Consider the following 20,221-nt stretch of genomic DNA (forward strand, 5'->3'; position numbering starts at 1 on the left):
GTTTAGCCGCGTGCGGCGGCGATCTTGATCAGCTTGGCGTAGTAGAACCCGTCGTGACCACCTTCCTGGGCGAGCAATTGCCGACCATGGAGTTGCTTGATCCCGGCCGTCGTGGCCAGGTCCAGTTCGCGGGCGCCCGGGGTGCGAGCGAGGAAGGCCTCGATCACTTCGGTGTTTTCGGTCGGCAGCGTGGAACAGGTGGCATAGAGCAGGATGCCGCCGACTTCCAGCGTCATCCACAGGGCGTCCAGCAATTCACCTTGCAGCAACGCCAGCGCAGCGATGTCATCGGGCTGGCGAGTCAGCTTGATGTCCGGGTGACGGCGAATCACGCCGGTGGCCGAGCACGGTGCATCGAGGAGGATGCGCTGGAAGGGCTTGCCGTCCCACCAGGTGGCGGTGTCGCGGCCGTCGGCGGCGATCAGTTCGGCGCTCAATTTCAGGCGTTCGAGGTTCTCGCGCACCCGCACCAGGCGTTTGGCTTCAAGGTCCACGGCGACGACGCCGGCCAGCTTGGGTTCGGCTTCGAGGATATGGCAGGTCTTGCCGCCGGGTGCACAGCAAGCGTCGAGCACGCGTTGGCCCGGCGCCAGGTCCAGCAAATCGGCAGCCAGTTGTGCCGCTTCGTCCTGCACGCTTATCCAGCCTTCGGCGAAGCCCGGCAGGCTGCGCACGTCGGCGGCTGCATCGAGGATGATGCCATCGCGGCTGTAAACGCATGCATTGGCGGCGATACCCGCTTCACTGAGCAGGCCAAGGTAGGCATCACGGCTGTGATGGCGGCGGTTGACCCGCAGAATCATGGGCGGGTGCGCGTTGTTCGCCGTACAAATGGCTTCCCATTGCTCGGGCCAGAAGGCTTTGAGCGATTTTTGCAGCCAGCGCGGGTGGGCGGTGCGCACTACCGGGTCGTGTTCCAGCTCGGTCAGCAGGGTTTCGCTTTCCCGTTGCGCGCGGCGCAGTACGGCATTGAGCAAGGCCTTGGCCCAGGGTTTTTTCAGCTTGTCGGCGCAACCCACGGTTTCGCCGATCGCGGCGTGGGGAGGGACTCGGGTGTAGAGCAGTTGGTAGAGGCCCACTAGCAAGAGCGCCTCAACATCGGCGTCGGCAGCCTTGAACGGTTTCTGCAGCAGCTTGGCCGCCAGCGCGGATAAGCGCGGCTGCCAGCGAGCGGTGCCAAACGCCAGATCCTGAGTGAAACCGCGATCACGGTCTTCGACTTTGTCCAGTTGTGTCGGCAATGAACTGTTGAGGGAAGCTTTGCCGCTCAGGACAGCGGCGAGTGCCTTGGCGGCGGCCAAACGCGGGTTCATTGAGCGTCCACCGCTTGACCGAGGACGGTGCCGATGGCGAATTTCTCTCGACGGCTGTTGAACAGGTCACTGAAGTTCAGCGCCTTGCCACCGGGCAATTGCAGGCGGGTCAGGCACAGGGCCTGCTGACCGCAGGCAACGATCAGCCCGTCTTTGCTGGCAGCAAGAACTTCCCCCGCTGTGCCCTGCCCTTCGGCCACGTTCGCCGCCAGCACTTTCAACGCTTCGCCGTTCAGTGTGCTGTGGGTGATTGGCCAAGGATTGAAAGCGCGAACCAGACGCTCCAGCTCAACTGCTGGCCGCGTCCAGTCGATGCGCGCCTCATCCTTGTTCAATTTGTGTGCGTAGGTGGCCAGGCTGTCGTCCTGCACTTCACCTTCCAGCGTACCGGCGGCGAGGCCGGCAATCGCCTGGAGCACGGCGGGCGGACCCATTTCGGCCAGACGGTCGTGCAGGCTGCCACCGGTATCCTGGGCGCTGATCGGCGTGATGACTTTCAGCAGCATCGGCCCGGTGTCGAGGCCGGCTTCCATGCGCATTACCGTCACGCCGCTTTCGCTGTCACCGGCTTCGACGGCACGCTGGATCGGCGCCGCACCGCGCCAGCGAGGCAGCAGGGACGCGTGGCTATTGATGCAACCCAGGCGCGGAATATCCAGCACCACCTGCGGCAGGATCAGGCCGTAGGCAACCACCACCATCAAGTCCGGCTTCAGTGCGGCCAATTCGGCCTGGGCGTCGGCATTGCGCAAGGTCGGGGGTTGTAACACCGCAATATTGTTTTCAAGGGCGAGTTGCTTGACCGGGCTCGGCATCAGCTTTTGCCCGCGACCCGCCGGACGATCCGGCTGGGTGTAGACCGCAACGATCTCGTAAGGGCTGGCGAGCAGGGCCTTGAGGTGTTCGGCGGCGAATTCCGGGGTGCCGGCAAAGACAATGCGCAGTGGCTCAGTCATGAAAGCTCTCGATTACAAAGCATCTTGAAAAGAAAAAGGCTTGCCGCAGCAAGCCTTTGAAGAGGGGCATCAAGCATTCTGGCGGTGAAGTTTTTCCAGTTTCTTCTTGATACGGTCACGTTTGAGCGTGGACAGGTAGTCGACGAACAATTTGCCGTTGAGGTGGTCGCATTCGTGCTGGATGCAAACGGCGAGCAGGCCTTCGGCGATCAGTTCGTATGGCTGGCCATCGCGGTCCAGGGCCTTGACCTTGACCTTTTGCGGGCGATCGACGTTTTCGTAGAAACCCGGCACCGAGAGGCAGCCTTCCTGGTATTGCTCCATCTCGTCGGTCAGGGGCTCGAACTCGGGGTTGATGAACACCCGTGGTTCGGTGCGGTCTTCGGAGAGGTCCATCACGACGATACGTTTGTGCACGTTGACCTGGGTCGCGGCGAGGCCGATGCCTGGCGCTTCATACATTGTTTCAAACATATCATCGACCAGCTGACGCACTTCGTCGTCCACTACGGTCACTGTCTTGGCGATCGTACGCAGGCGCGGGTCAGGGAATTCGAGGATGTTTAAAATGGCCATAAGCTTTGATTACTGCACGTGTGAAGTAAAGTCGGGTCGATGGCCTGGCTGCTCCGGAGAAGATGCAGGCTACCGTTGTAAAACGTAGCTCCCTTCTTTTCATAAGCAAGCGGGGAGCGAGCCACCGAGGGCTCTGGCGTTTTACGCGAACGTACATAATAAAGGGATTCATCGCATGAGGAAATCACTACTCGCCCTGCTCCTTCTGGCCTCGGCAGGTTTTGCGCACGGGCAAGTGCAACTTCGGGAGGGTTTTCCACAGCAGTACACCGTCGCTGCGGGCGACACACTTTGGGACATATCGGGTAAGTACCTGCGTGAGCCCTGGCAGTGGCCGCAACTCTGGCAGGTCAATCCACAGGTTGAAAACCCGAATCTCATCTACCCCGGGGACACGCTATCGCTGGTCTACGTCAACGGCCAACCACGATTGACCCTTAACCGCGGCACCTCGCGAGGCACCATTAAGCTTTCGCCACAGGTGCGTAGCAGCCCGGTGGCCGACGCCATACCGAGCATCCCGCTGAAATCGATCAACAGCTTTTTGCTGAGTAACCGCATCGTCGACAACGCCGAGGATTTCGACAAGGCGCCTTATATCGTTGCCGGTGATGCCGAACGCGTACTCAGCGGCATCGGCGACCGTATCTTCGCCCGCGGCCTCGTCGACCCGGCTCAACCGGTGTACGGCATTTTTCGTCAGGGCAAGGTCTACACCGATCCGCAGACCCAGGAATTCCTGGGCATCAACGCCGATGACATAGGCGGTGGCGAGATCGTCGCCACTGAAGGTGACGTCGCGACGCTGGTGCTGCAACGCACCACCCAGGAGGTGCGCCTCGGCGACCGCCTGTTCAGCGGCGAAGAACGTTCGATCAATTCGACGTTCATGCCGAGCGCTCCCGACACCCAGGTCAACGGCCTGATCATCGATGTACCACGCGGGGTCACGCAGATCGGTGCACTGGACGTAGTCACCTTGAACAAGGGGAAACGCGACGGCCTGGCCGAAGGGAATGTCCTGGTAGTGATGAAAACCGGCGAAACCGTGCGTGACCGGATCACCGGCCAGCCATTGAAAATTCCGGATGAACGCGCTGGTCTTCTGATGGTTTTTCGCACCTACGACAAGCTCAGCTATGGACTGGTGCTGAAGGCCTCGCGTTCTTTGGCGGTGCTGGACAAGGTGCGGAATCCTTAGCGGACTTCACAAGTTACCAACAGAGTTATCCACAGCTTATTCCCATTTCGATGGGGGCTCATAACGATCAAGGATGATCCATGTCGATACCCGCTGTTTCATCGGTTTCCCCTGCGGAACTGGAAGCCCGTTTACGTCTGCACCGGTTACCGGAACTTGGTCCGGCGCGTTTCCGGAAATTGCTGGAAGCCTTCGGTTCGGCGTCCAAAGCCATCAGTGCACCCGCCAGTGCGTGGCGAGCGTTGGGCTTGCCGCAGGTGTGTGGCGAGGCCCGGCGCTCCCCTGAAATTCGTGACGGCGCCAGCCACGCATTGGCCTGGATAGAGCGTCAGGACCAGCATTTACTGATGTGGGACCAGCCCGACTACCCGGCGCTGCTGGCGCAAATCAGCGACGCGCCACCGTTGTTGTTCGTGGCGGGCGATCCGCAGATCCTGGAAAAACCGCAGTTAGCGATGGTCGGCAGTCGTCGTGCTTCACGGCCAGGCATGGACACCGCAGCCGCGTTTTCTCGCAGCCTGGCGGGTGCCGGGTTTGTCATCACCAGCGGGCTGGCCCTGGGGATCGATGCAGCCGCGCACCAGGCGGCACTGGATGTTGGCGGGCGAACGGTCGGGGTACTTGGCACGGGACTCGAAAATTTTTATCCACAGCGCAATCGGCGCCTGGCGGACGCAATGATCGCATCGGGCAGCGCGGTGCTCTCGGAGTTTCCGCTGGACGCCGCTCCGAGCGCCAGCAACTTCCCCCGACGCAACCGGATCATCAGCGGTTTGTCCCTCGGCGTGCTGGTCGTCGAAGCCAGTGTTGCCAGTGGTTCATTGATCACGGCCAGGCTGGCGGCGGAACAGGGGCGCGAGGTGTATGCGATTCCAGGGTCGATTCATCATCCCGGTGCTCGCGGCTGCCATCAGTTGATCCGCGACGGCGCCGTGCTGGTGGAGACCATAGAGCATATCCTCGAAGCCTTGCGCGGCTGGCAGCAGCTACCGTTTTCAACAGAAACACTCGCGACCGTAACGAGTCATCCGCTACTTGTACTGCTCCACGCTGCCCCCCACACCAGTGAAGCACTGGCCGATGCCAGCGGTTGGACCTTGCCCAAGGTCCTGGCGACGTTGACGGAGCTGGAAATGGACGGCCGCGCAGTCTGCGAAAACGGGCGCTGGTTTGCGCGGGTAAGCTAGGTTTTACGAGGAAGATCGGTAAACTGCGCAGAGCCTTATTCTGGAGAATTTTTCATGGTCAACAGTTGGCGTGTGCAGCAAGCCGCACGAGCAATTCGCGCAGGGGCGGTGATTGCCTACCCAACCGAAGCTGTCTGGGGTCTGGGTTGCGACCCGTGGGATGAAGAGGCAGTGGATCGTTTGCTGCTGATCAAGGGGCGGTCCGTGGACAAGGGCCTGATACTGGTGGCCGACAATATCCGCCAGTTCGACTTCCTCTTTGACGACTTTCCCGAGCTGTGGATGGATCGCATGGCCAGCACCTGGCCGGGGCCGAACACCTGGTTGGTGCCGCATCAGAACATGCTGCCGCAGTGGATTACCGGCGTGCATGAAACGGTGGCGCTGCGGGTCAGCGATCACCCGCAGGTGCGGGAATTGTGCGCACTGGTCGGGCCGTTGGTGTCGACGTCCGCCAACCCCCAGGGCCGGCCGGCAGCGCGCACGCGGATTCGCGTGGAGCAGTATTTCCGTGGTCAGGTTGATCTGGTGTTGGGTGGGAACCTGGGTGGGCGCAAGAACCCGAGTGTTATCCGGGATCTGGCGACCGGGCATGTTGTGCGCCCCGATTAAGACCGAGGTGACCCCATTCGCGAGCAAGCCCGCTCCCACATTTGATTAGTGTCGAACACCAATTCTGTGGTCACTGAAGATCCAATGTGGGAGCGGGCTTGCACGCGAAGAGGCCTTCAAGGCAATAAAATTACCGATCCGGTCGTACGCCGCGCGGACAACTCGGTCTGCGCCTTCGCTGCGTCCGCCAGTGGATAACGCTGGCTGATATCCACTTTCACTTTGCCGCTGATGATCATCTCGAACAGCTCATCGGCCATACGCTGCAGGTTTTCCGCGTTATTGGCGTAGGTCGCCAGCGTCGGCCGAGTGACGTACAACGAGCCTTTCCCCGCCAGAATCCCCAGGTTCACCCCGTCCACCGCCCCGGACGCATTGCCGAAGCTCACGACCAGCCCACGGGGCGCCGCGCAGTCGAGAGAGGTCAGCCAAGTGTCCTTGCCGACGCCGTCGTACACCACCGGGACCTTTTTGCCGTCAGTCAATTCCAGTACGCGTTGCGCGACGTTTTCATGGCTGTAGTCGATGGTCGCCCAGGCACCATTGGCCTTGGCCAGCGCGGCTTTCTGCGCCGAGCTCACGGTGCCGATCAACTTGACGCCCAAGGCCTTGGCCCATTGGCAGGCCAGGGAACCGACGCCACCGGCAGCGGCGTGGAACAGGATGGTCTCGCCACCCTTGAGTTCATAGGTCTGGCGCAGCAGGTACTGCACGGTCAGGCCCTTGAGCATCACACCCGCGGCCTGCTCGAAGCTGATGGCGTCCGGAAGGTGTACCAGGTTGGCCTCGGGCAAGACGTGGACCTCGCTGTAGGCTCCCAACGGGCCGCTGCCGTAAGCCACGCGATCGCCGACCTTGAATCGGGTCACTTCGCTACCGACGGCTTCGACAACGCCCGCGCCTTCCGAGCCGACCCCCGATGGCAAGGCCGGTGGCGGATAGAGGCCGCTGCGGTAATAGGTGTCGATGAAGTTCAGGCCGATGGCCTTGTTGGTCACGCGAACCTGCTGCGGGCCGGGTTCGGAGGGCTGATAATCGACATACTCAAGCACTTCGGGGCCACCATGGGCACGGAACTGGATACGCTTTGCCATCTGCACTCTCCTGAGATTGTTTTACCAAGCGCCCTATGGGACTGCGAAGCGTGATCTGCGTCAACTGCGACGAGCGCTTCGGCGGTGGTATGCTACGCGCCCATTTGCGCAGGCTGGCTCCTGTGGAGCGCCGCGTAGCTTTGCCCGATCCAAGGTGATGCCATGACTACCCGCACCGAGGCCGTTAAAGCCTACCTGCTCGATCTGCAAGACCGTATTTGCGCTGCCCTGGAGGCCGAAGACGGCGGTACGCGCTTCGTCGAAGACGCCTGGACCCGGCCTGCCGGCGGTGGCGGACGCACCCGAGTGGTCGAAAATGGCGCGGTCATCGAAAAAGGCGGCGTCAACTTTTCCCACGTCTTCGGCAGCGGTTTGCCACCGTCGGCCAGTGCCCACCGGCCGGAACTGGCCGGACGCGGTTTCGAGGCCCTGGGTGTATCGCTGGTGATCCACCCGCACAACCCGCATGTACCGACTTCCCACGCCAACGTGCGGTTTTTCATCGCCGAAAAAGAAGGTGAAGAGCCGGTCTGGTGGTTTGGCGGCGGCTTCGACCTGACACCGTACTACGGCAATGAAGAAGATTGCGTGCACTGGCACCGCGTCGCCGAACAGGCCTGTGCGCCTTTCGGTGCGGACGTCTACCCGCGTTACAAGGCCTGGTGCGACAGCTACTTCTACATCAAGCATCGCCACGAACCGCGGGGAATCGGCGGCTTGTTTTTCGATGACCTGAATGAGTGGGATTTCGACACCAGCTTCGCGTTCATGCGTGCTATCGGTGACGCCTACATCGAGGCGTACCTGCCCATCGTGCAGCGCCGCAAAAACGACGCCTATACCGCCAAGCAGCGGGAGTTCCAGGAGTACCGTCGTGGGCGTTACGTCGAATTCAACCTGGTCTACGACCGTGGCACCTTGTTCGGGCTGCAATCGGGCGGTCGCACCGAGTCGATTCTCATGTCGCTGCCGCCGCAAGTCCGCTGGGGTTACGACTGGAAAGCCGAGCCTGGCAGCGAAGAAGCACGCCTGACTGAGTATTTCCTGCAAGATCGCGATTGGTTGGCCAAGGCCTGAACGAGGAATCCAGATGGACCGTTACGTCGTATTCGGTAACCCGATTGGCCATAGCAAATCGCCGTTGATTCATCGTCTGTTCGCCGAGCAGACCGGGCAGAAACTCGACTACAGCACTTCACTGGCGCCCCTCGATGATTTTTCGAGCTGTGCCCGGGCGTTTTTCCTCGAAGGCCGTGGCGCGAATGTGACAGTACCGTTCAAGGAAGAGGCTTATCGCCTGGCCGACAAACTCACGGCGCGGGCACAGCGGGCCGGCGCGGTAAACACACTGAGCAAGCTGAAAGATGGCAGTTTGCTGGGCGATAACACCGACGGTGCTGGCCTGGTACGGGACCTGACGGTCAATGCCGGGTTCAGCCTCAAGGGCAAGCGCATCCTGCTGCTCGGTGCCGGCGGCGCAGTGCGCGGTGCGCTGGAGCCGTTGTTGGCTGAGCAGCCGGCGTCGGTGGTCATCGCCAACCGTACGGTGGACAAGGCCGAGTTGCTGGCCGAACTGTTCTGCGATCTGGGCCCGGTATCGGCCAGTGGTTATGACTGGCTTCAAGAGTCGGTAGACCTGATCATCAATGCGACGTCCGCGAGTCTGTCGGGCGATGTTCCGCCGATTGCCACCAGCCTGATCGAACCGGGCAAGACGGTGTGCTACGACATGATGTACGGCAAGGAGCCGACCTCGTTTTGCCGTTGGGCCAGCGAGCATGGCGCGGCGGTGTCGATGGATGGGCTGGGGATGTTGGCCGAGCAGGCGGCGGAAGCCTTCTTCCTGTGGCGCGGCGTGCGTCCGGATACGGCGCCGGTGCTGGCCGAACTTCGTCGGCAACTGGCTGCGTAAGCCCCCCTGTAGGAGCGAGCCTGCTCGCGAAGAACCCAAGGACAACGCATGCATCCTGAATGCACGCGTTATCGTTGACGTCCATCGCGAGCAGGCTCGCTCCTACACGTATTAGGTTGTTTCAGTCTTCAAACCGGATCGGGCATTTCTCTGCCCCTTCCAGCTTCCTCAATTCATCCACCACCTGCGGCCGAGCCCGGCGCAGGGTCAGGCTGCGGTCCTGGCGCAGTAACCGCCGTGCTTCCTGATGCAGCATCTCAACCCCTGAATAGTCGATGAAGTTGATCTGCTGCGCCTCGATCACCACGCGTGCACCCTGCATTCGTTGCAGGCGAACTTGCAGGTAGTGGCTGGCGCCGAAGAAGATCGAGCCGCCGACCCGCAGAATGTCTTCATCGCCGTCACGCAAATGCTGCACCCGTGGTTGCGAGGTGCGCTTGAGGTAAAAGAACAGCGATGCCAGCACCCCGGCATAGATCGCTGTCTGCAGTTCCAGCAGCAGCGTGGCGACACAGGTCAGGCCCATGACCACGAACTCGGCGCGGCTGACCCGTAGCAACGCACGAATGCCACGATGGTCCACCAGGCCCCAGGCGATCAGCAAAATACTGCCGGCCATGGCCGGGATGGGAATGTGTGCGATCAGACTGGCACCGAAGACGGCGAACAACGCCACCCACAAAGCCGAAAAGACTCCCGCCAACGGCGAACAGGCCCCCGCTTCGTAGCTCAGGCCTGAACGGGTGAAGGAGCCGGCCGACAGCGATCCGGAAAAAAACGCGCCGACAATATTGGACAAGCCTTGGGCGCGGACTTCCTGATTGGCGTCGAGCAACTGTTGCGAGCGCGCCGACAGCGAACGGGCAATCGACAGGCTGGTGACCAGCCCGAGCATTCCGACCGCCACGGCACTGGGCAGCAGGCGCAGGATCAGGTCGAGGTCCAACGGCAATGGGCTAAAAGGCGGTAGCTTACCGGTGAAGGCGCTCACCAGTTTTACGTGACCGAACATGGAGGGCGAAAGCCAGACCATCACGGCAGCCAGCACCAGGGTAATCAACAGCGTCGGCCAGCGCGGCAAGCACAGCTTGAGGATCAGCCCGACCGCCACGGTGGCCAATCCGAGAATGAGCGAAGGTTTATCCACTTCACCCAGGTGTGTGGTCAGTGTGATGAAACTGTCCAGTGCGGTGGCCTGGCTGGGCAGCTCCAGCCCCAGCAAGTTGGGCAACTGGCCAACGGCAATGACCACCGCCGCGCCGAGGGTGAAGCCAAGCACCACCGAATGAGAGACGAAATTGACCAGCGCACCAAAGCGCAGCAAACCCAGCAGCCACTGGAAAATCCCTGCCAGAAGGGTCAGCAACAGGATCACGGTGACGTAGTCCTGCGTCGCAGGAATGGCCAGGGGACTGACGCTGGCGTACAGGACGATGGAAATGGCCGCCGTCGGACCGCAGATCAAATGCCACGACGAGCCCCACAGACAAGCGATCAACACCGGGATGATCGCCGCATACAAGCCGTATTCCGGTGGGAGGCCGGCAATCAGTGCGTAGGCGATGGATTGCGGCAACGCGAGAATCGCGCCACTGAGGCCGACGATCAGGTCACGACCGACGCTGGCGCGGGTTTGCCTGGGTAACCATGTGAGGAATGGGAAGAGTGAATGGCGGCTGGGAAGGGCCATGGGTCCTCTCGGATTGGGTTTTGCACAAGGTTAACAGACGCTGATCGTTCCCATGCTCTGCGTGGGAATGCCGCCATGGACGCTCCGCGTTTGCCCTTGGAGTGTGACGCGGAGCGTCACGGGATGCATTCCCACGCAGAGCGTGGGAACGATCAGTGGCGGGAGTTAGAGCTTGGCTTTCACTGCCGGTAACGCATCCTTGCCATCCACGGTCTTCACGCCATCGAGCCACTTGTCCAGCACTGCCGGGTTGGCCTTGATCCACGCCTTGGCCGCATCGGCATTGCTGACTTTCTTGTTCACCACCTCGGCCATGATGCTGTTCTCCATCTCTTGGGTGAAGCTCAGGTTGGTGAGCAGCTTGCCGACGTTCGGGCAGGCCTGTGCATAACCTTTGCGGGTCAGGGTGTGGACGCTGCCGGTGTCGCCGAAGTATTTCTCGCCACCCTTCAGGTAATGCATTTTCAGCTGCACGTTCATCGGGTGCGGTGTCCAGCCGAGGAAGGTCACGAACTTCTGTTTCTTCACCGCGCGGGACACTTCCGCAAGCATGGCCTGCTCGCTGGATTCGATCAGTTTCCATTGACCCATGTCGAAATCATTTTTCTTGATGATCTCTTGCAGCGAAATGTTTGCCGGTGCACCAGACCCGATGCCATAGATCTTGTGGTCGAACTTGTCGGCGTATTTGTTCAGGTCGGCAAAGTTATGCACACCCGCATCCCAGACGTAATCCGGGACAGCGAGGGTGAACTCGGTGCCGTCGAGGTTCTTCGCCAGTTGCGTGACGTCCCCGGTGGCGATGAACTTGTCGTAGAAACCCTGCTGCGCCGGCATCCAGTTGCCGAGGAAAACATCCACCTGGCCATCCTTGAGCCCGCCAAAGGTAATCGGCACCGCGAGGGTGTCGACCTTGGCCTTGTAGCCCATGCCGTCCAGCAGAAACCCGGTAATGGCGTTGGTTGCGGCGATATCGCTCCAGCCAGGGTCGGCCATTTTCACCGTCTCGCAACTTTGATCGGCATACACCGATGCACTGCCCAGGGCCAGAAGTCCGACCGTCAGTACTGTGGATAACTTATGCATGGACTTCCCCTTAACATTATTGGTTTTGGCAGGGTTGTGGATAACGTGCTTTGCGCTCCAGATCGTCGAGGTCGATGTGATTGCGCATGTATTGCTGACTGGCATCCACCAGTGGCTGGTGATCCCAGCTCTTCAGCTTGCCGATGGTCAGGGCATCGGCGACGAAACGCCGGCGCCGCTGGCTCGCGAGCACCTGATGATGGATAGCTGGAATGTCCCATTTGGCGCGAGCTTCGGCGAGAAATTCGTCGAAAAGTTGACGATGTTGCGGCGATTTGCTGAGTTCTTCCAGTTCTAGCGGGTCATTGCCTACATCGAAGAGCAGGCAAGGGTCATCTTCACTGTAGATGAATTTGTAAGCGCCACGACGAATCATCATCAATGGACTGATGGTGCCTTCGGCCATGTATTCGCCGAACACTTCATCGTGCCCGCCCTGCCCTTGCAAATGCGGAACCAGCGAACGGCCATCGAGCGGCAAGCCCTGTTCCAGAGTGCCGCCGGCCAGTTCTACAAAGGTCGGCAACAGGTCGGCGGTGGATACCGATGCACTGACCCGGCCGGCGCCGAATTGCCCTGGAGCACTTATCAACAGGGGGACACGAGCGGCCATTTCATACCAGTGCATTTTGTACCAGAGGCCCCGTTCGCCCAGCATGTCACCGTGGTCGCCGGAGAATACGATGATGGTGTCATCGATTAGCCCAGTATCCTCGAGGGTTTGCAGGAGTTTGCCGACGTTGCTGTCGATATAGCTGCAAGCACCGAAGTAGGCGCGGCGAGCGTCGCGGATTTTATCCACAGGCAATGGTTTGTCCCACAGGTCATAAACCTTGAGCAATCGCTGGGCATGCGGATCGAGTTGGTGTTGATCCGGTGTTTCCGGCAAAGGAATTTCGGCGTCGTCGTACAGGTCCCAGAAAGCCTTGGGAATCGTGTACGGGTCGTGGGGGTGAGTCATCGAAACCGTCAGGCAAAACGGCTGCTCGCCATCCTCGCGAATGTGGTCGAACAGGTACTGCTGGGCCTTGAACACTACCTCTTCATCGAAATCCAGTTGGTTGGTGCGCACGCAAGGGCCTGCCTGGAGAACCGACGACATGTTGTGGTACCAGGTCGGACGCACGTCCGGTTCGTCCCAGTTCACGGCCCAGCCGTAGTCGGCTGGGTAGATATCGCTGGTCAGGCGTTCTTCATAGCCGTGCAATTGGTCCGGACCACAGAAATGCATTTTGCCTGACAGCGCAGTGCGATAGCCGAGGCGCCGCAGGTAATGGGCATAAGTCGGCACATCGGCCGGGAAATCCGCCGCGTTGTCATAAGCCCCGATCTTGCTCGGCAGCTGGCCGCTGACCAGGGTAAAGCGCGAAGGTGCGCACAGCGGGCTGTTGCAATAAGCGCTGTCGAATACCACGCCCTCGGCGGCGAGGCGGCTCAGATTAGGCAATTTGATAGGCGAAGGACCGTAGAACGGCAACATTGGCGCGGCCATTTGATCGGCCATGATGAAAAGAATGTTCTTGCGCTTCATGTGATCGCGGCATTCCATAGTGGATGTTTATGCGAGAGTGCTGGGGTCGAGGATGTAACCCACACACTTTGCGGTAAAGCCCACGGGCGGCAATGACTAGGATAAGCACAGCTTATGTATGACGCGCTTGGTGACCTTTCTCTGGATTTGCTCCGCGCTTTCGAATCAGCGGCCCGTCAACGCAGCTTTACGGCGGCGGCGGTCGAGCTGGGAACCACGCAGCCGGCGGTCAGCCAGCAAATCAAGCGACTGGAGGAGCAGTTGGGGGCTCGACTGTTCGACCGCATCTATCGCGGCATTGAACTGACTGAGTCGGGTGCTATCCTTTTCGAGCAAGTTCAGCTGGGTTTGCAGAATATCGATGCAGGATTGAGCGCGATCAGCGCCCAGCATCAGCATGAAGTGCTACAAGTCGCCACCGATTTTGCCTTTGCCGCCTATTGGCTGATGCCTCGATTGCACCGCTTTCACGCGGCCAACCCACAGGTCGACGTCAGTCTGGTGACCAGTGAACGTAGCCATAACATGTTGCGCAGCGATATCGATGTAGCAGTGCTGTTCGGCGATGGCCGCTTCAAACAGGGAGAGAGTCATTGGCTATTCAGCGAGGAAGTGTTCCCGGTGTGCAGCCCGCAAGTACTCAATGATCGCACCCTGCCCCTGCCCGCTCGATCATTGTTGGAGTTTCCACTTCTGCACCTGCGTGGCGAAAACAGCAGCCATTGGTTTGACTGGAGCGGTGTCTTTCGCGAGTTGGGCATCACTTCGCCCCCGGCGCCCGGCCAATTGCGTTTCGATAATTACACCTTGTTGATTCAGGCCGCCATTGGCGGCCAGGGCGTGGCGATTGGCTGGCGGCACCTTGTGGATAACTTGCTGGCACAAGGTTTGTTATGTCGGCCGATTGCCGAAACGGTGATCTCCAGGCTGGGTTATTACGTGGTTTTGCCGCAGCGCAAGCGGCGTGGCGCCTTGATTCAGCAGTTCGTCGATTGGTTGATGGCCGAGCAGGCCAGCAGTGCGCAATCGTTGAACGGGATGGCACTGCCCTCAATTGCGATCTAGCTATCGGTGGCAACAAAATTAACGTGCTCGCCAATATGCAGGTTCAGATGCAACTCATCAGCGATCCCCACTGCCGTGCGGGCCAAACGTGCGAGCGGCTCGGCCAGTCCCGGCTCAAGGTTGCCGCCGATTTGACTGAAGTGCTCGATGGTCAGCCCCGGCACCCCGCGCGGAGCGTTTACCATCGTCCAGTGCAAGGGGCTGCTTTGTAGCGCTTCGCGGATTTCTTCGGCGGCGTGGCGTTGCAACCCGTCCTCGAACTCCGGATCGTCCAGCACCTCGAAATCCCCCACTAGAAACAATCGGGTAATGCCTGCTGCCTGCATGCCATCAAGCAATGCATCCACCGCCAGCACCTGCTCGACCGGGCCGGGCACAATGTTTTTTTCCACGTGTTCACTATTGAATGGCAACCCCGGTGCGTCTAATAAACAGATGACCGCCGAACTGCCGGCCACGCTTTGCTTGACCCGTTGTGCGTCGAACAGGTCGCCGGCCTTGGTACGCAAACCCGGGCGCGGCGCCAGCGCCGTCAAGTCATCGAGAATGGCGATCACTTCATGTTGGCGCCGCAACATTTCAGCCATCAGCGCACTGCCCAAGCTACTCATGGCACCATAAAGCACCACTTTCACCACCGGGGTTTCGGCATTTTTCATGGCTGAACTCCCTTGTTCTCTTTCCTGTATGGCATTTGACCTTTAGGAAACGGTGAGGGTTCGACTCGGTTTTGGAGGGATTCAGATGCAACGGATCAAGGGTTACCACGCCCATGTCTATTTCGATGCCAGCACCATCGACCAGGCGCGAGCCCTGTGTGAGCAAGCGGCACAATTGTTCCCGCTGAAAATGGGCCGGGTGCACGAACGCCCCGTCGGCCCGCACCCGGACTGGAGCTGCCAACTGGCGTTCGGCCCTGAACTGATCGGTGATGTGCTGCCGTGGTTGGCGCTCAACCGCAAGGGGTTGGTGGTGTTCCTGCACCCCGACACCGGCAACGATCTGCTGGATCACAGCGAGCACGCGATCTGGATGGGCGCGATTCGCCCGCTCGACCTGTCTATTTTCTGATCAGAGTGTTTCTTCGGCTTCGCCCGGTAAATGCTCATCCAGATGCAACCACGGCAGGCGGCTGTCGGTCCAGATGTGGCGTTCGGCCGGGGCCCGCTCCGGGTGATCGAGGGTGGCGATGGTCACGTCGATGCTGCCCGGGCTCAGGTGAGTCTCCAATGCCAGTTGCGCCCCACAGTTGCCGCAAAAATAGCGCGCGCAGGTTGGCGAAGAGTCGTACCGCGCCGGTTTTCCCGCGAGCCATTGAAAGGTTGTCGCCGGCACAGTGATCCAGGTGGTCACGATCCCGCCGCTGACCCGCCGGCAAATCGAGCAATGGCAATGGGCGATATCGTGTAAAGGCCCGCTGAATTGATATCGCAGTTGTCCGCAGTGGCATCCGCCTGTGTGAAAGTCGACCATTCCTTTTCCTCCGGATGCGTTTTCACTGGCGTCTTCGCGAGCAGGCTCGCTCCCACAGGGGATCAAAATCATTGTGGGAGCGAGCCTGCTCGCGAAGGGCACAACTCGGTTTCCCCTCTCTGCCCCGGTCCGACGACCGGTTGCACATCCGGTCAATGCTTTCATCGGCGAAAGCTGGCTGAAAGCTTCCACGATTAGGATCGCCCTCACTGCCGGCAACAGACCGGTTGGCTAAAGCGAATGTTCGATTGTTCGCCCAGCCCATTAAACAACAACAATGGTGACCCTGATGTCCTCTTCTATCCGCCGCTTCGCTGCAACTCCGCCCGTACGTCTCGTGCTTCCCGTTCTGCGCTGATCCCATCCGATCCGCCCATTTCCCTAGCCGCGCTACGCCTGGAGTATTCCCATGCTGACTTTCCTTGGCTTCGCCATGGTCATCACGTTCATGTTCCTGATCATGACCAAGCGCCTGTCCGCGTTGATCGCCTTGATCATCATCCCGATCGTTTTCGCCTTGTTTGGCGGTTTCGGCCCGAAAATCGGCCCGATGATGCTCGAAGGCATTACCAAGCTCGCGCCAACCGGCGTGATGCTGATGTTCGCGATTCTCTATTTTGCCCTGATGATCGACTCCGGCCTGTTTGACCCGGCCGTGCGCAAGATCCTCAAAATGGTCAAGGGCGACCCGTTGAAAGTGTCGGTGGGTACCGCCGTCCTGGCGCTCGTCGTTTCCCTCGACGGTGACGGCGCGACCACCTACATGATCTGCGTGGCCGCCATGCTGCCGCTCTACAGCCGTATCGGCATGAGCCCGCGGATCATGGCCGGCTTGATCATCCTCGCCGGTGGCGTGATGAACATGACTCCGTGGGGTGGCCCGACCGCCCGTGCCGCCAGTGCGCTGCACGTCGATCCATCGGCCATCTTCGTGCCGATGATTCCCGCGATGGCCGCCGGTGTCCTGGCCATCCTTGCCATTGCCTACTTCTACGGCAAACGTGAACGTGCGCGTCTGGGAGAGTTGCATCTGGTCGGTGATGAGGTGGATCACAGCGAGATCACCGTTTCGCAATTCCCGGATGCACGTCGGCCAAGCTTGATCTGGTTCAACGGCGCCCTGACCCTGGTCCTGATGTGCACCCTGATCGCCGGCCTGTTGCCGCTGCCGGTGCTGTTCATGGTGGCGTTCAGTATCGCGATGATCGTCAACTACCCGTGCCTGCAACAGCAGAAGGATCGCGTCGCGGCCCACGCTGGTAGCGTACTGGCGGTGGTCGGGCTAATCTTTGCCGCGGGTATCTTCACCGGTATCCTGTCGGGCACAGGCATGGTCGATGCCATGTCCAAAAGCCTGCTGTCGGTGATTCCAGACTTCCTCGGCCCATACCTGGCAGTGATCACGGCGTTGGTGAGCATGCCATTCACCTTCTTCATGTCGAATGATGCATTTTATTACGGCGTGTTGCCGGTACTGGCCGAAGCCGCCAGCCATTACGGTATTACCGCGGTGGAAATGGCACGTGCCTCGATCGTCGGTCAGCCCGTCCACTTGTTGAGCCCGCTGGTACCATCGACTTACCTCTTGGTGGCCCTGGCTGGCATCGATTTTGGTGATCACCAGCGCTTCACCCTGAAGTGGGCAGTGCTGGTTTGCATGTGCATACTGGTTGCCGCATTGCTGATGGGGATTTTTCCGCTGTTCAGCACTCTATAAGCCCAAGACTCACCATTTCGGGTCCAGGCTTCGCGGTTTGAAGTCGGGGCCCTTTTTGGTTTAACAATCGCTCAAAGGAATACACATGGAATGGCTGACCAACCCTGAAATCTGGGTTGCCTTCTTTACCCTGACTGCCCTGGAAATCGTCCTGGGTATCGATAACATCATCATGATTTCGATCTTGGTCAGCCGGATGCCCAAGCACATGCAACAGCGCACCCGGATTTTCGGCCTGGCGCTGGCCATGATCACGCGGATTCTGTTGCTGTTGTCGATCACTTGGGTCATGCGCCTTACCGCCGACTTGTTCGAAGTGTTCGGCCAGGGTATCTCCGGGCGTGACCTGATCCTGTTCTTCGGTGGCCTGTTCCTGCTGTGGAAAAGCTCGCAAGAGATGTACCACGCGCTGGAAGGTGAAGACGAAACCGATGACGAGCCTTCGATGAAGGGCGGCAACTTCCTCTACACCATCATCCAGATCGCGATCATCGACATCGTGTTCTCCCTGGACTCGGTGATCACTGCCGTCGGCATGGTTTCCCACGTACCGGTCATGGTGGCGGCGATTGTCGTGGCGGTGTTGGTGATGATGCTAGCCTCGGGCACGATCAGCGCGTTCATCGACAAGCACCCTTCGCTGAAGATGCTCGCGCTGTCGTTCCTGTTGATCGTGGGTACGGTGCTGATCGCCGAATCCTTCGACGTGCACGTGCCAAAAGGCTACGTCTACTTCGCCATGGCGTTCTCGCTGGCGGTGGAAGCGATCAACATCAAGATGCGCACCGCCATTGCAAGAAAGAAAAAGCAGCAGGACCCGGTGAAACTGCGCAAGGACATTCCGGGGCAGTAACTGGAATGTTGTGCTGAACAAAAGGGGCCTTGAGAGGCCCCTTTTTTGTCTGCATCAAACTGTTTTCATGACAGTTTCATTTCAATCGCTTCTTTAGCTATGCGATGCTGGCGCCCAGACCGTTAGCCAACTACAGCTTAATTACAGAACGTAGAATGTCGCGCGGCACCGCCAACTTGCTCCTTTGGGGCGCTACCACCACAGGGGGCCAGCATGCTCACCCTGCTCAATTTGCTCTCAGCCGTGGCCTTGCTGATCTGGGGCACGCATATCGTCCGAACCGGCATCTTGCGGGTCTACGGTTCCAACCTGCGCCACGTCATCGGCCAGAACATGTCCAAGCGCTGGCTGGCGTTCATCTCGGGGATCGTCGTGACCGCGATGGTCCAGAGCAGTAACGCCACGGCGATGCTCGTCACGTCGTTTGTCGGCCAGGGCCTGATGGCGCTGACCCCTGCCCTGGCAACCATGCTGGGGGCCGATGTCGGTACGGCGTTGATGGCACGGGTGCTGACCTTCGATCTGTCATGGCTCTCGCCACTGCTGATTTTTCTCGGGGTGATTTTCTTCCTGTCGCGCAAACAGACGCGACTAGGGCAAATGGGCCGGGTCAGCATCGGCCTGGGGTTGATCATTCTGGCGCTGCAACTGATTGTCGAAGCAGCCGCGCCGATCACCCACGCCCAAGGGGTGAAAGTGATTTTCGCCTCGCTGACTGGCGACATTTTGCTCGACGCCCTGGTCGGCGCGTTGTTCGCGATGATTTCCTACTCCAGCCTGGCGGCGGTCCTGCTGACCGCAACCCTCGCCGGCGCCAGCGTGATCAGCCTGCCGGTGGCCATCGGCCTGGTGATCGGCGCCAACATCGGCAGCGGCATTCTCGCGTTCCTCAGCACCAGCATGCAGAACGCCGCCGGCCGCCAAGTGGCGCTGGGCAGCCTGTTGTACAAGATGATCGGGCTGTTGCTGATCATTCCCGTGCTCGACCCCTTGGTGCACTGGATCGACAGCCTCGACTTCAGCCCCCAGGAAATGGTCATCGGCTTCCACCTGCTCTACAACACGGCGCGTTGCCTGATCCTGCTGCCCAGTGTCGGGCCGATGGCCAGGTTCTGTGCGTGGATACTGCCCGAACGTCCGCAAACCAACGGTATGGCCAAACCCCGGCACCTTGACCCGACAGCATTGGTCACGCCAAGCCTGGCATTGGCCAACGCGGCCCGGGAAACCCTGCGCATGGGCGATCTGATCGACAACATGCTGGAAGCCATGCTCGACGTGCTGCACGGCAAGCAAACTGCAGTGACCCAGGAGGTGCGTCGTCTGAGTGATGACGTGGAGGCGCTCTACAGTGCGATCAAGCTGTACCTGGCGCAAATGCCCCGGGAAGACTTGAGTGACCAGGACAGCCGGCGCTGGGCGGAAATCATCGAACTGGCGATCAACCTCAAGCTTGCCAGTGACTTGATCGAGCGCATGCTGCGCAAAGTCCAGCAACAGAAAACCTCCCAGCGCCGGTCGTTTTCCGAAGTGGGTCTGGAAGAGTTGGCCGGGCTGCACAGCCAGTTGATCTCCAACCTGCGCCTGGGCTTGTCGGTTTTCCTGAGTGCCGACAAGGAAAGTGCCCGCCAGTTACTGCGTGAGAAACGTCGCTTTCGCGCACAGGAACGCCGCCTGGCCCACGCGCATGTCAGTCGTTTGCAACGTAAGATCGTGCAAAGTATCGAGACCAGTTCGCTGCACCTGGAGTTGATTGCCGACATGAAGCGTTTGAATTCGCTGTTTTGCAGCAGTGCCTATGTGGTGCTGGAAACTTCCGACACTGGGGCGCTGGCCGTCGACGATTTGGCTGACATCACGCATTCGCCTTGAACGTCTGGCACGGTGGTCAGTCAGTAACATTGGTTTCGGGTTCAAGATCATCGCGAGCAGGCTCGCCCCCACAGTTGATTTGA

Annotated in this window: 19 protein-coding genes; 10 read left to right on the forward strand and 9 right to left on the reverse strand. The window is 60.0% G+C overall.

What is annotated here, in order from left to right; translation table 11 throughout:
• Positions 1 to 2 precede the first annotated feature (2 nt).
• The 3 genes from rsmB to def all read right to left on the reverse strand — a co-directional run bounded on the left by rsmB (position 3) and on the right by def (position 2,845).
• Complete coding sequence (rsmB, locus tag PG5_RS15230; RefSeq protein WP_020798001.1) at positions 3 to 1,313, reverse strand: 16S rRNA (cytosine(967)-C(5))-methyltransferase RsmB; 1,311 nt, start codon at positions 1,311 to 1,313, stop codon at positions 3 to 5.
• Complete coding sequence (fmt, locus tag PG5_RS15235; RefSeq protein WP_020798002.1) at positions 1,310 to 2,269, reverse strand: methionyl-tRNA formyltransferase; 960 nt, start codon at positions 2,267 to 2,269, stop codon at positions 1,310 to 1,312. Before fmt ends, rsmB begins: the two co-directional genes overlap by 4 nt.
• Before the next feature lie 69 nt (positions 2,270 to 2,338).
• The gene (gene def / locus PG5_RS15240) at positions 2,339 to 2,845 is read right to left on the reverse strand and encodes a peptide deformylase (protein WP_008064647.1); all 507 of its coding nucleotides are present in this window, start codon (positions 2,843 to 2,845) and stop codon (positions 2,339 to 2,341) included.
• A 175-nt stretch (positions 2,846 to 3,020) separates the two neighbouring features.
• Between def and PG5_RS15245 the strand changes: the two genes are divergently transcribed.
• The 3 genes from PG5_RS15245 to PG5_RS15255 all read left to right on the forward strand — a co-directional run bounded on the left by PG5_RS15245 (position 3,021) and on the right by PG5_RS15255 (position 5,845).
• Positions 3,021 to 4,046: a LysM peptidoglycan-binding domain-containing protein gene (locus PG5_RS15245; protein ID WP_020798003.1), complete on the forward strand. Its 1,026-nt coding sequence runs from the start codon at positions 3,021 to 3,023 to the stop codon at positions 4,044 to 4,046.
• A gap of 80 nt (positions 4,047 to 4,126) precedes the next feature.
• The gene (gene dprA / locus PG5_RS15250; RefSeq protein WP_020798004.1) at positions 4,127 to 5,233 is read left to right on the forward strand and encodes a DNA-processing protein DprA; all 1,107 of its coding nucleotides are present in this window, start codon (positions 4,127 to 4,129) and stop codon (positions 5,231 to 5,233) included.
• 54 nt (positions 5,234 to 5,287) lie between these two features.
• On the forward strand, positions 5,288 to 5,845 hold the full coding sequence (locus PG5_RS15255) for an L-threonylcarbamoyladenylate synthase (RefSeq protein WP_020798005.1): 558 nt from the start codon (positions 5,288 to 5,290) through the stop codon (positions 5,843 to 5,845).
• A 116-nt stretch (positions 5,846 to 5,961) separates the two neighbouring features.
• Here the strand turns inward: PG5_RS15255 and PG5_RS15260 are convergent, their stop codons facing one another.
• Positions 5,962 to 6,939: an NADPH:quinone reductase gene (locus PG5_RS15260; protein ID WP_020798006.1), complete on the reverse strand. Its 978-nt coding sequence runs from the start codon at positions 6,937 to 6,939 to the stop codon at positions 5,962 to 5,964.
• 162 nt (positions 6,940 to 7,101) lie between these two features.
• Between PG5_RS15260 and hemF the strand changes: the two genes are divergently transcribed.
• Together hemF and aroE are read left to right on the forward strand one after the other, a co-directional pair.
• A complete protein-coding gene (gene hemF, locus PG5_RS15265) occupies positions 7,102 to 8,016 on the forward strand; it encodes an oxygen-dependent coproporphyrinogen oxidase (protein ID WP_020798007.1) in 915 nt (304 codons plus the stop codon).
• A 13-nt stretch (positions 8,017 to 8,029) separates the two neighbouring features.
• Positions 8,030 to 8,851 carry a shikimate dehydrogenase gene (gene aroE, locus PG5_RS15270; protein WP_020798008.1) on the forward strand — a complete coding sequence of 274 codons (822 nt, stop codon included), beginning with the start codon at positions 8,030 to 8,032 and terminating at the stop codon, positions 8,849 to 8,851.
• A gap of 121 nt (positions 8,852 to 8,972) precedes the next feature.
• On the opposite strand, the gene PG5_RS15275 is transcribed toward aroE, so the two are convergent.
• The 3 genes from PG5_RS15275 to betC all read right to left on the reverse strand — a co-directional run bounded on the left by PG5_RS15275 (position 8,973) and on the right by betC (position 13,158).
• Positions 8,973 to 10,541, reverse strand: a complete 1,569-nt coding sequence (locus PG5_RS15275) for a SulP family inorganic anion transporter (protein ID WP_020798009.1) — start codon at positions 10,539 to 10,541, stop codon at positions 8,973 to 8,975.
• Between the two features lie 165 nt (positions 10,542 to 10,706).
• Positions 10,707 to 11,627, reverse strand: a complete 921-nt coding sequence (gene choX / locus PG5_RS15280) for a choline ABC transporter substrate-binding protein (RefSeq protein WP_020798010.1) — start codon at positions 11,625 to 11,627, stop codon at positions 10,707 to 10,709.
• A 16-nt stretch (positions 11,628 to 11,643) separates the two neighbouring features.
• Entirely contained in the window at positions 11,644 to 13,158 is a 1,515-nt protein-coding gene (gene betC / locus PG5_RS15285) for a choline-sulfatase (RefSeq protein WP_020798011.1), read from the reverse strand.
• Between the two features lie 114 nt (positions 13,159 to 13,272).
• On the opposite strand from betC, the gene PG5_RS15290 reads away from it, so the two are divergent.
• Entirely contained in the window at positions 13,273 to 14,223 is a 951-nt protein-coding gene (locus tag PG5_RS15290; RefSeq protein WP_020798012.1) for a LysR family transcriptional regulator, read from the forward strand.
• Here the strand turns inward: PG5_RS15290 and PG5_RS15295 are convergent.
• On the reverse strand, positions 14,220 to 14,882 hold the full coding sequence (locus PG5_RS15295) for an NAD(P)-dependent oxidoreductase (RefSeq protein ID WP_020798013.1): 663 nt from the start codon (positions 14,880 to 14,882) through the stop codon (positions 14,220 to 14,222). The genes PG5_RS15290 and PG5_RS15295 overlap by 4 nt on opposite strands.
• 85 nt (positions 14,883 to 14,967) lie before the next feature.
• Between PG5_RS15295 and PG5_RS15300 the strand changes: the two genes are divergently transcribed.
• Positions 14,968 to 15,294, forward strand: a complete 327-nt coding sequence (locus PG5_RS15300) for a DOPA 4,5-dioxygenase family protein (RefSeq protein ID WP_008064666.1) — start codon at positions 14,968 to 14,970, stop codon at positions 15,292 to 15,294.
• Here PG5_RS15300 and PG5_RS15305 read toward each other — a convergent pair whose 3' ends face one another.
• On the reverse strand, positions 15,295 to 15,696 hold the full coding sequence (locus tag PG5_RS15305; protein ID WP_020798014.1) for a GFA family protein: 402 nt from the start codon (positions 15,694 to 15,696) through the stop codon (positions 15,295 to 15,297). It lies immediately after the preceding gene.
• 409 nt (positions 15,697 to 16,105) lie between these two features.
• Between PG5_RS15305 and PG5_RS15310 the strand changes: the two genes are divergently transcribed.
• From PG5_RS15310 to PG5_RS15320, 3 genes are all read left to right on the forward strand, one after another.
• Positions 16,106 to 17,413 (forward strand): CitMHS family transporter, encoded by a 1,308-nt coding sequence (locus PG5_RS15310; RefSeq protein ID WP_020798016.1) that lies wholly within the window; start codon positions 16,106 to 16,108, stop codon positions 17,411 to 17,413.
• 85 nt (positions 17,414 to 17,498) lie between these two features.
• The gene (locus PG5_RS15315; protein ID WP_020798017.1) at positions 17,499 to 18,266 is read left to right on the forward strand and encodes a TerC family protein; all 768 of its coding nucleotides are present in this window, start codon (positions 17,499 to 17,501) and stop codon (positions 18,264 to 18,266) included.
• A gap of 213 nt (positions 18,267 to 18,479) precedes the next feature.
• The gene (locus tag PG5_RS15320) at positions 18,480 to 20,138 is read left to right on the forward strand and encodes a Na/Pi cotransporter family protein (protein WP_020798018.1); all 1,659 of its coding nucleotides are present in this window, start codon (positions 18,480 to 18,482) and stop codon (positions 20,136 to 20,138) included.
• The last annotated feature ends 83 nt before the right edge of the window (positions 20,139 to 20,221 follow it).

The organism is Pseudomonas sp. G5(2012), from assembly GCF_000408945.1.
Taxonomy (GTDB): Bacteria; Pseudomonadota; Gammaproteobacteria; order Pseudomonadales; family Pseudomonadaceae; genus Aquipseudomonas; species Aquipseudomonas umsongensis.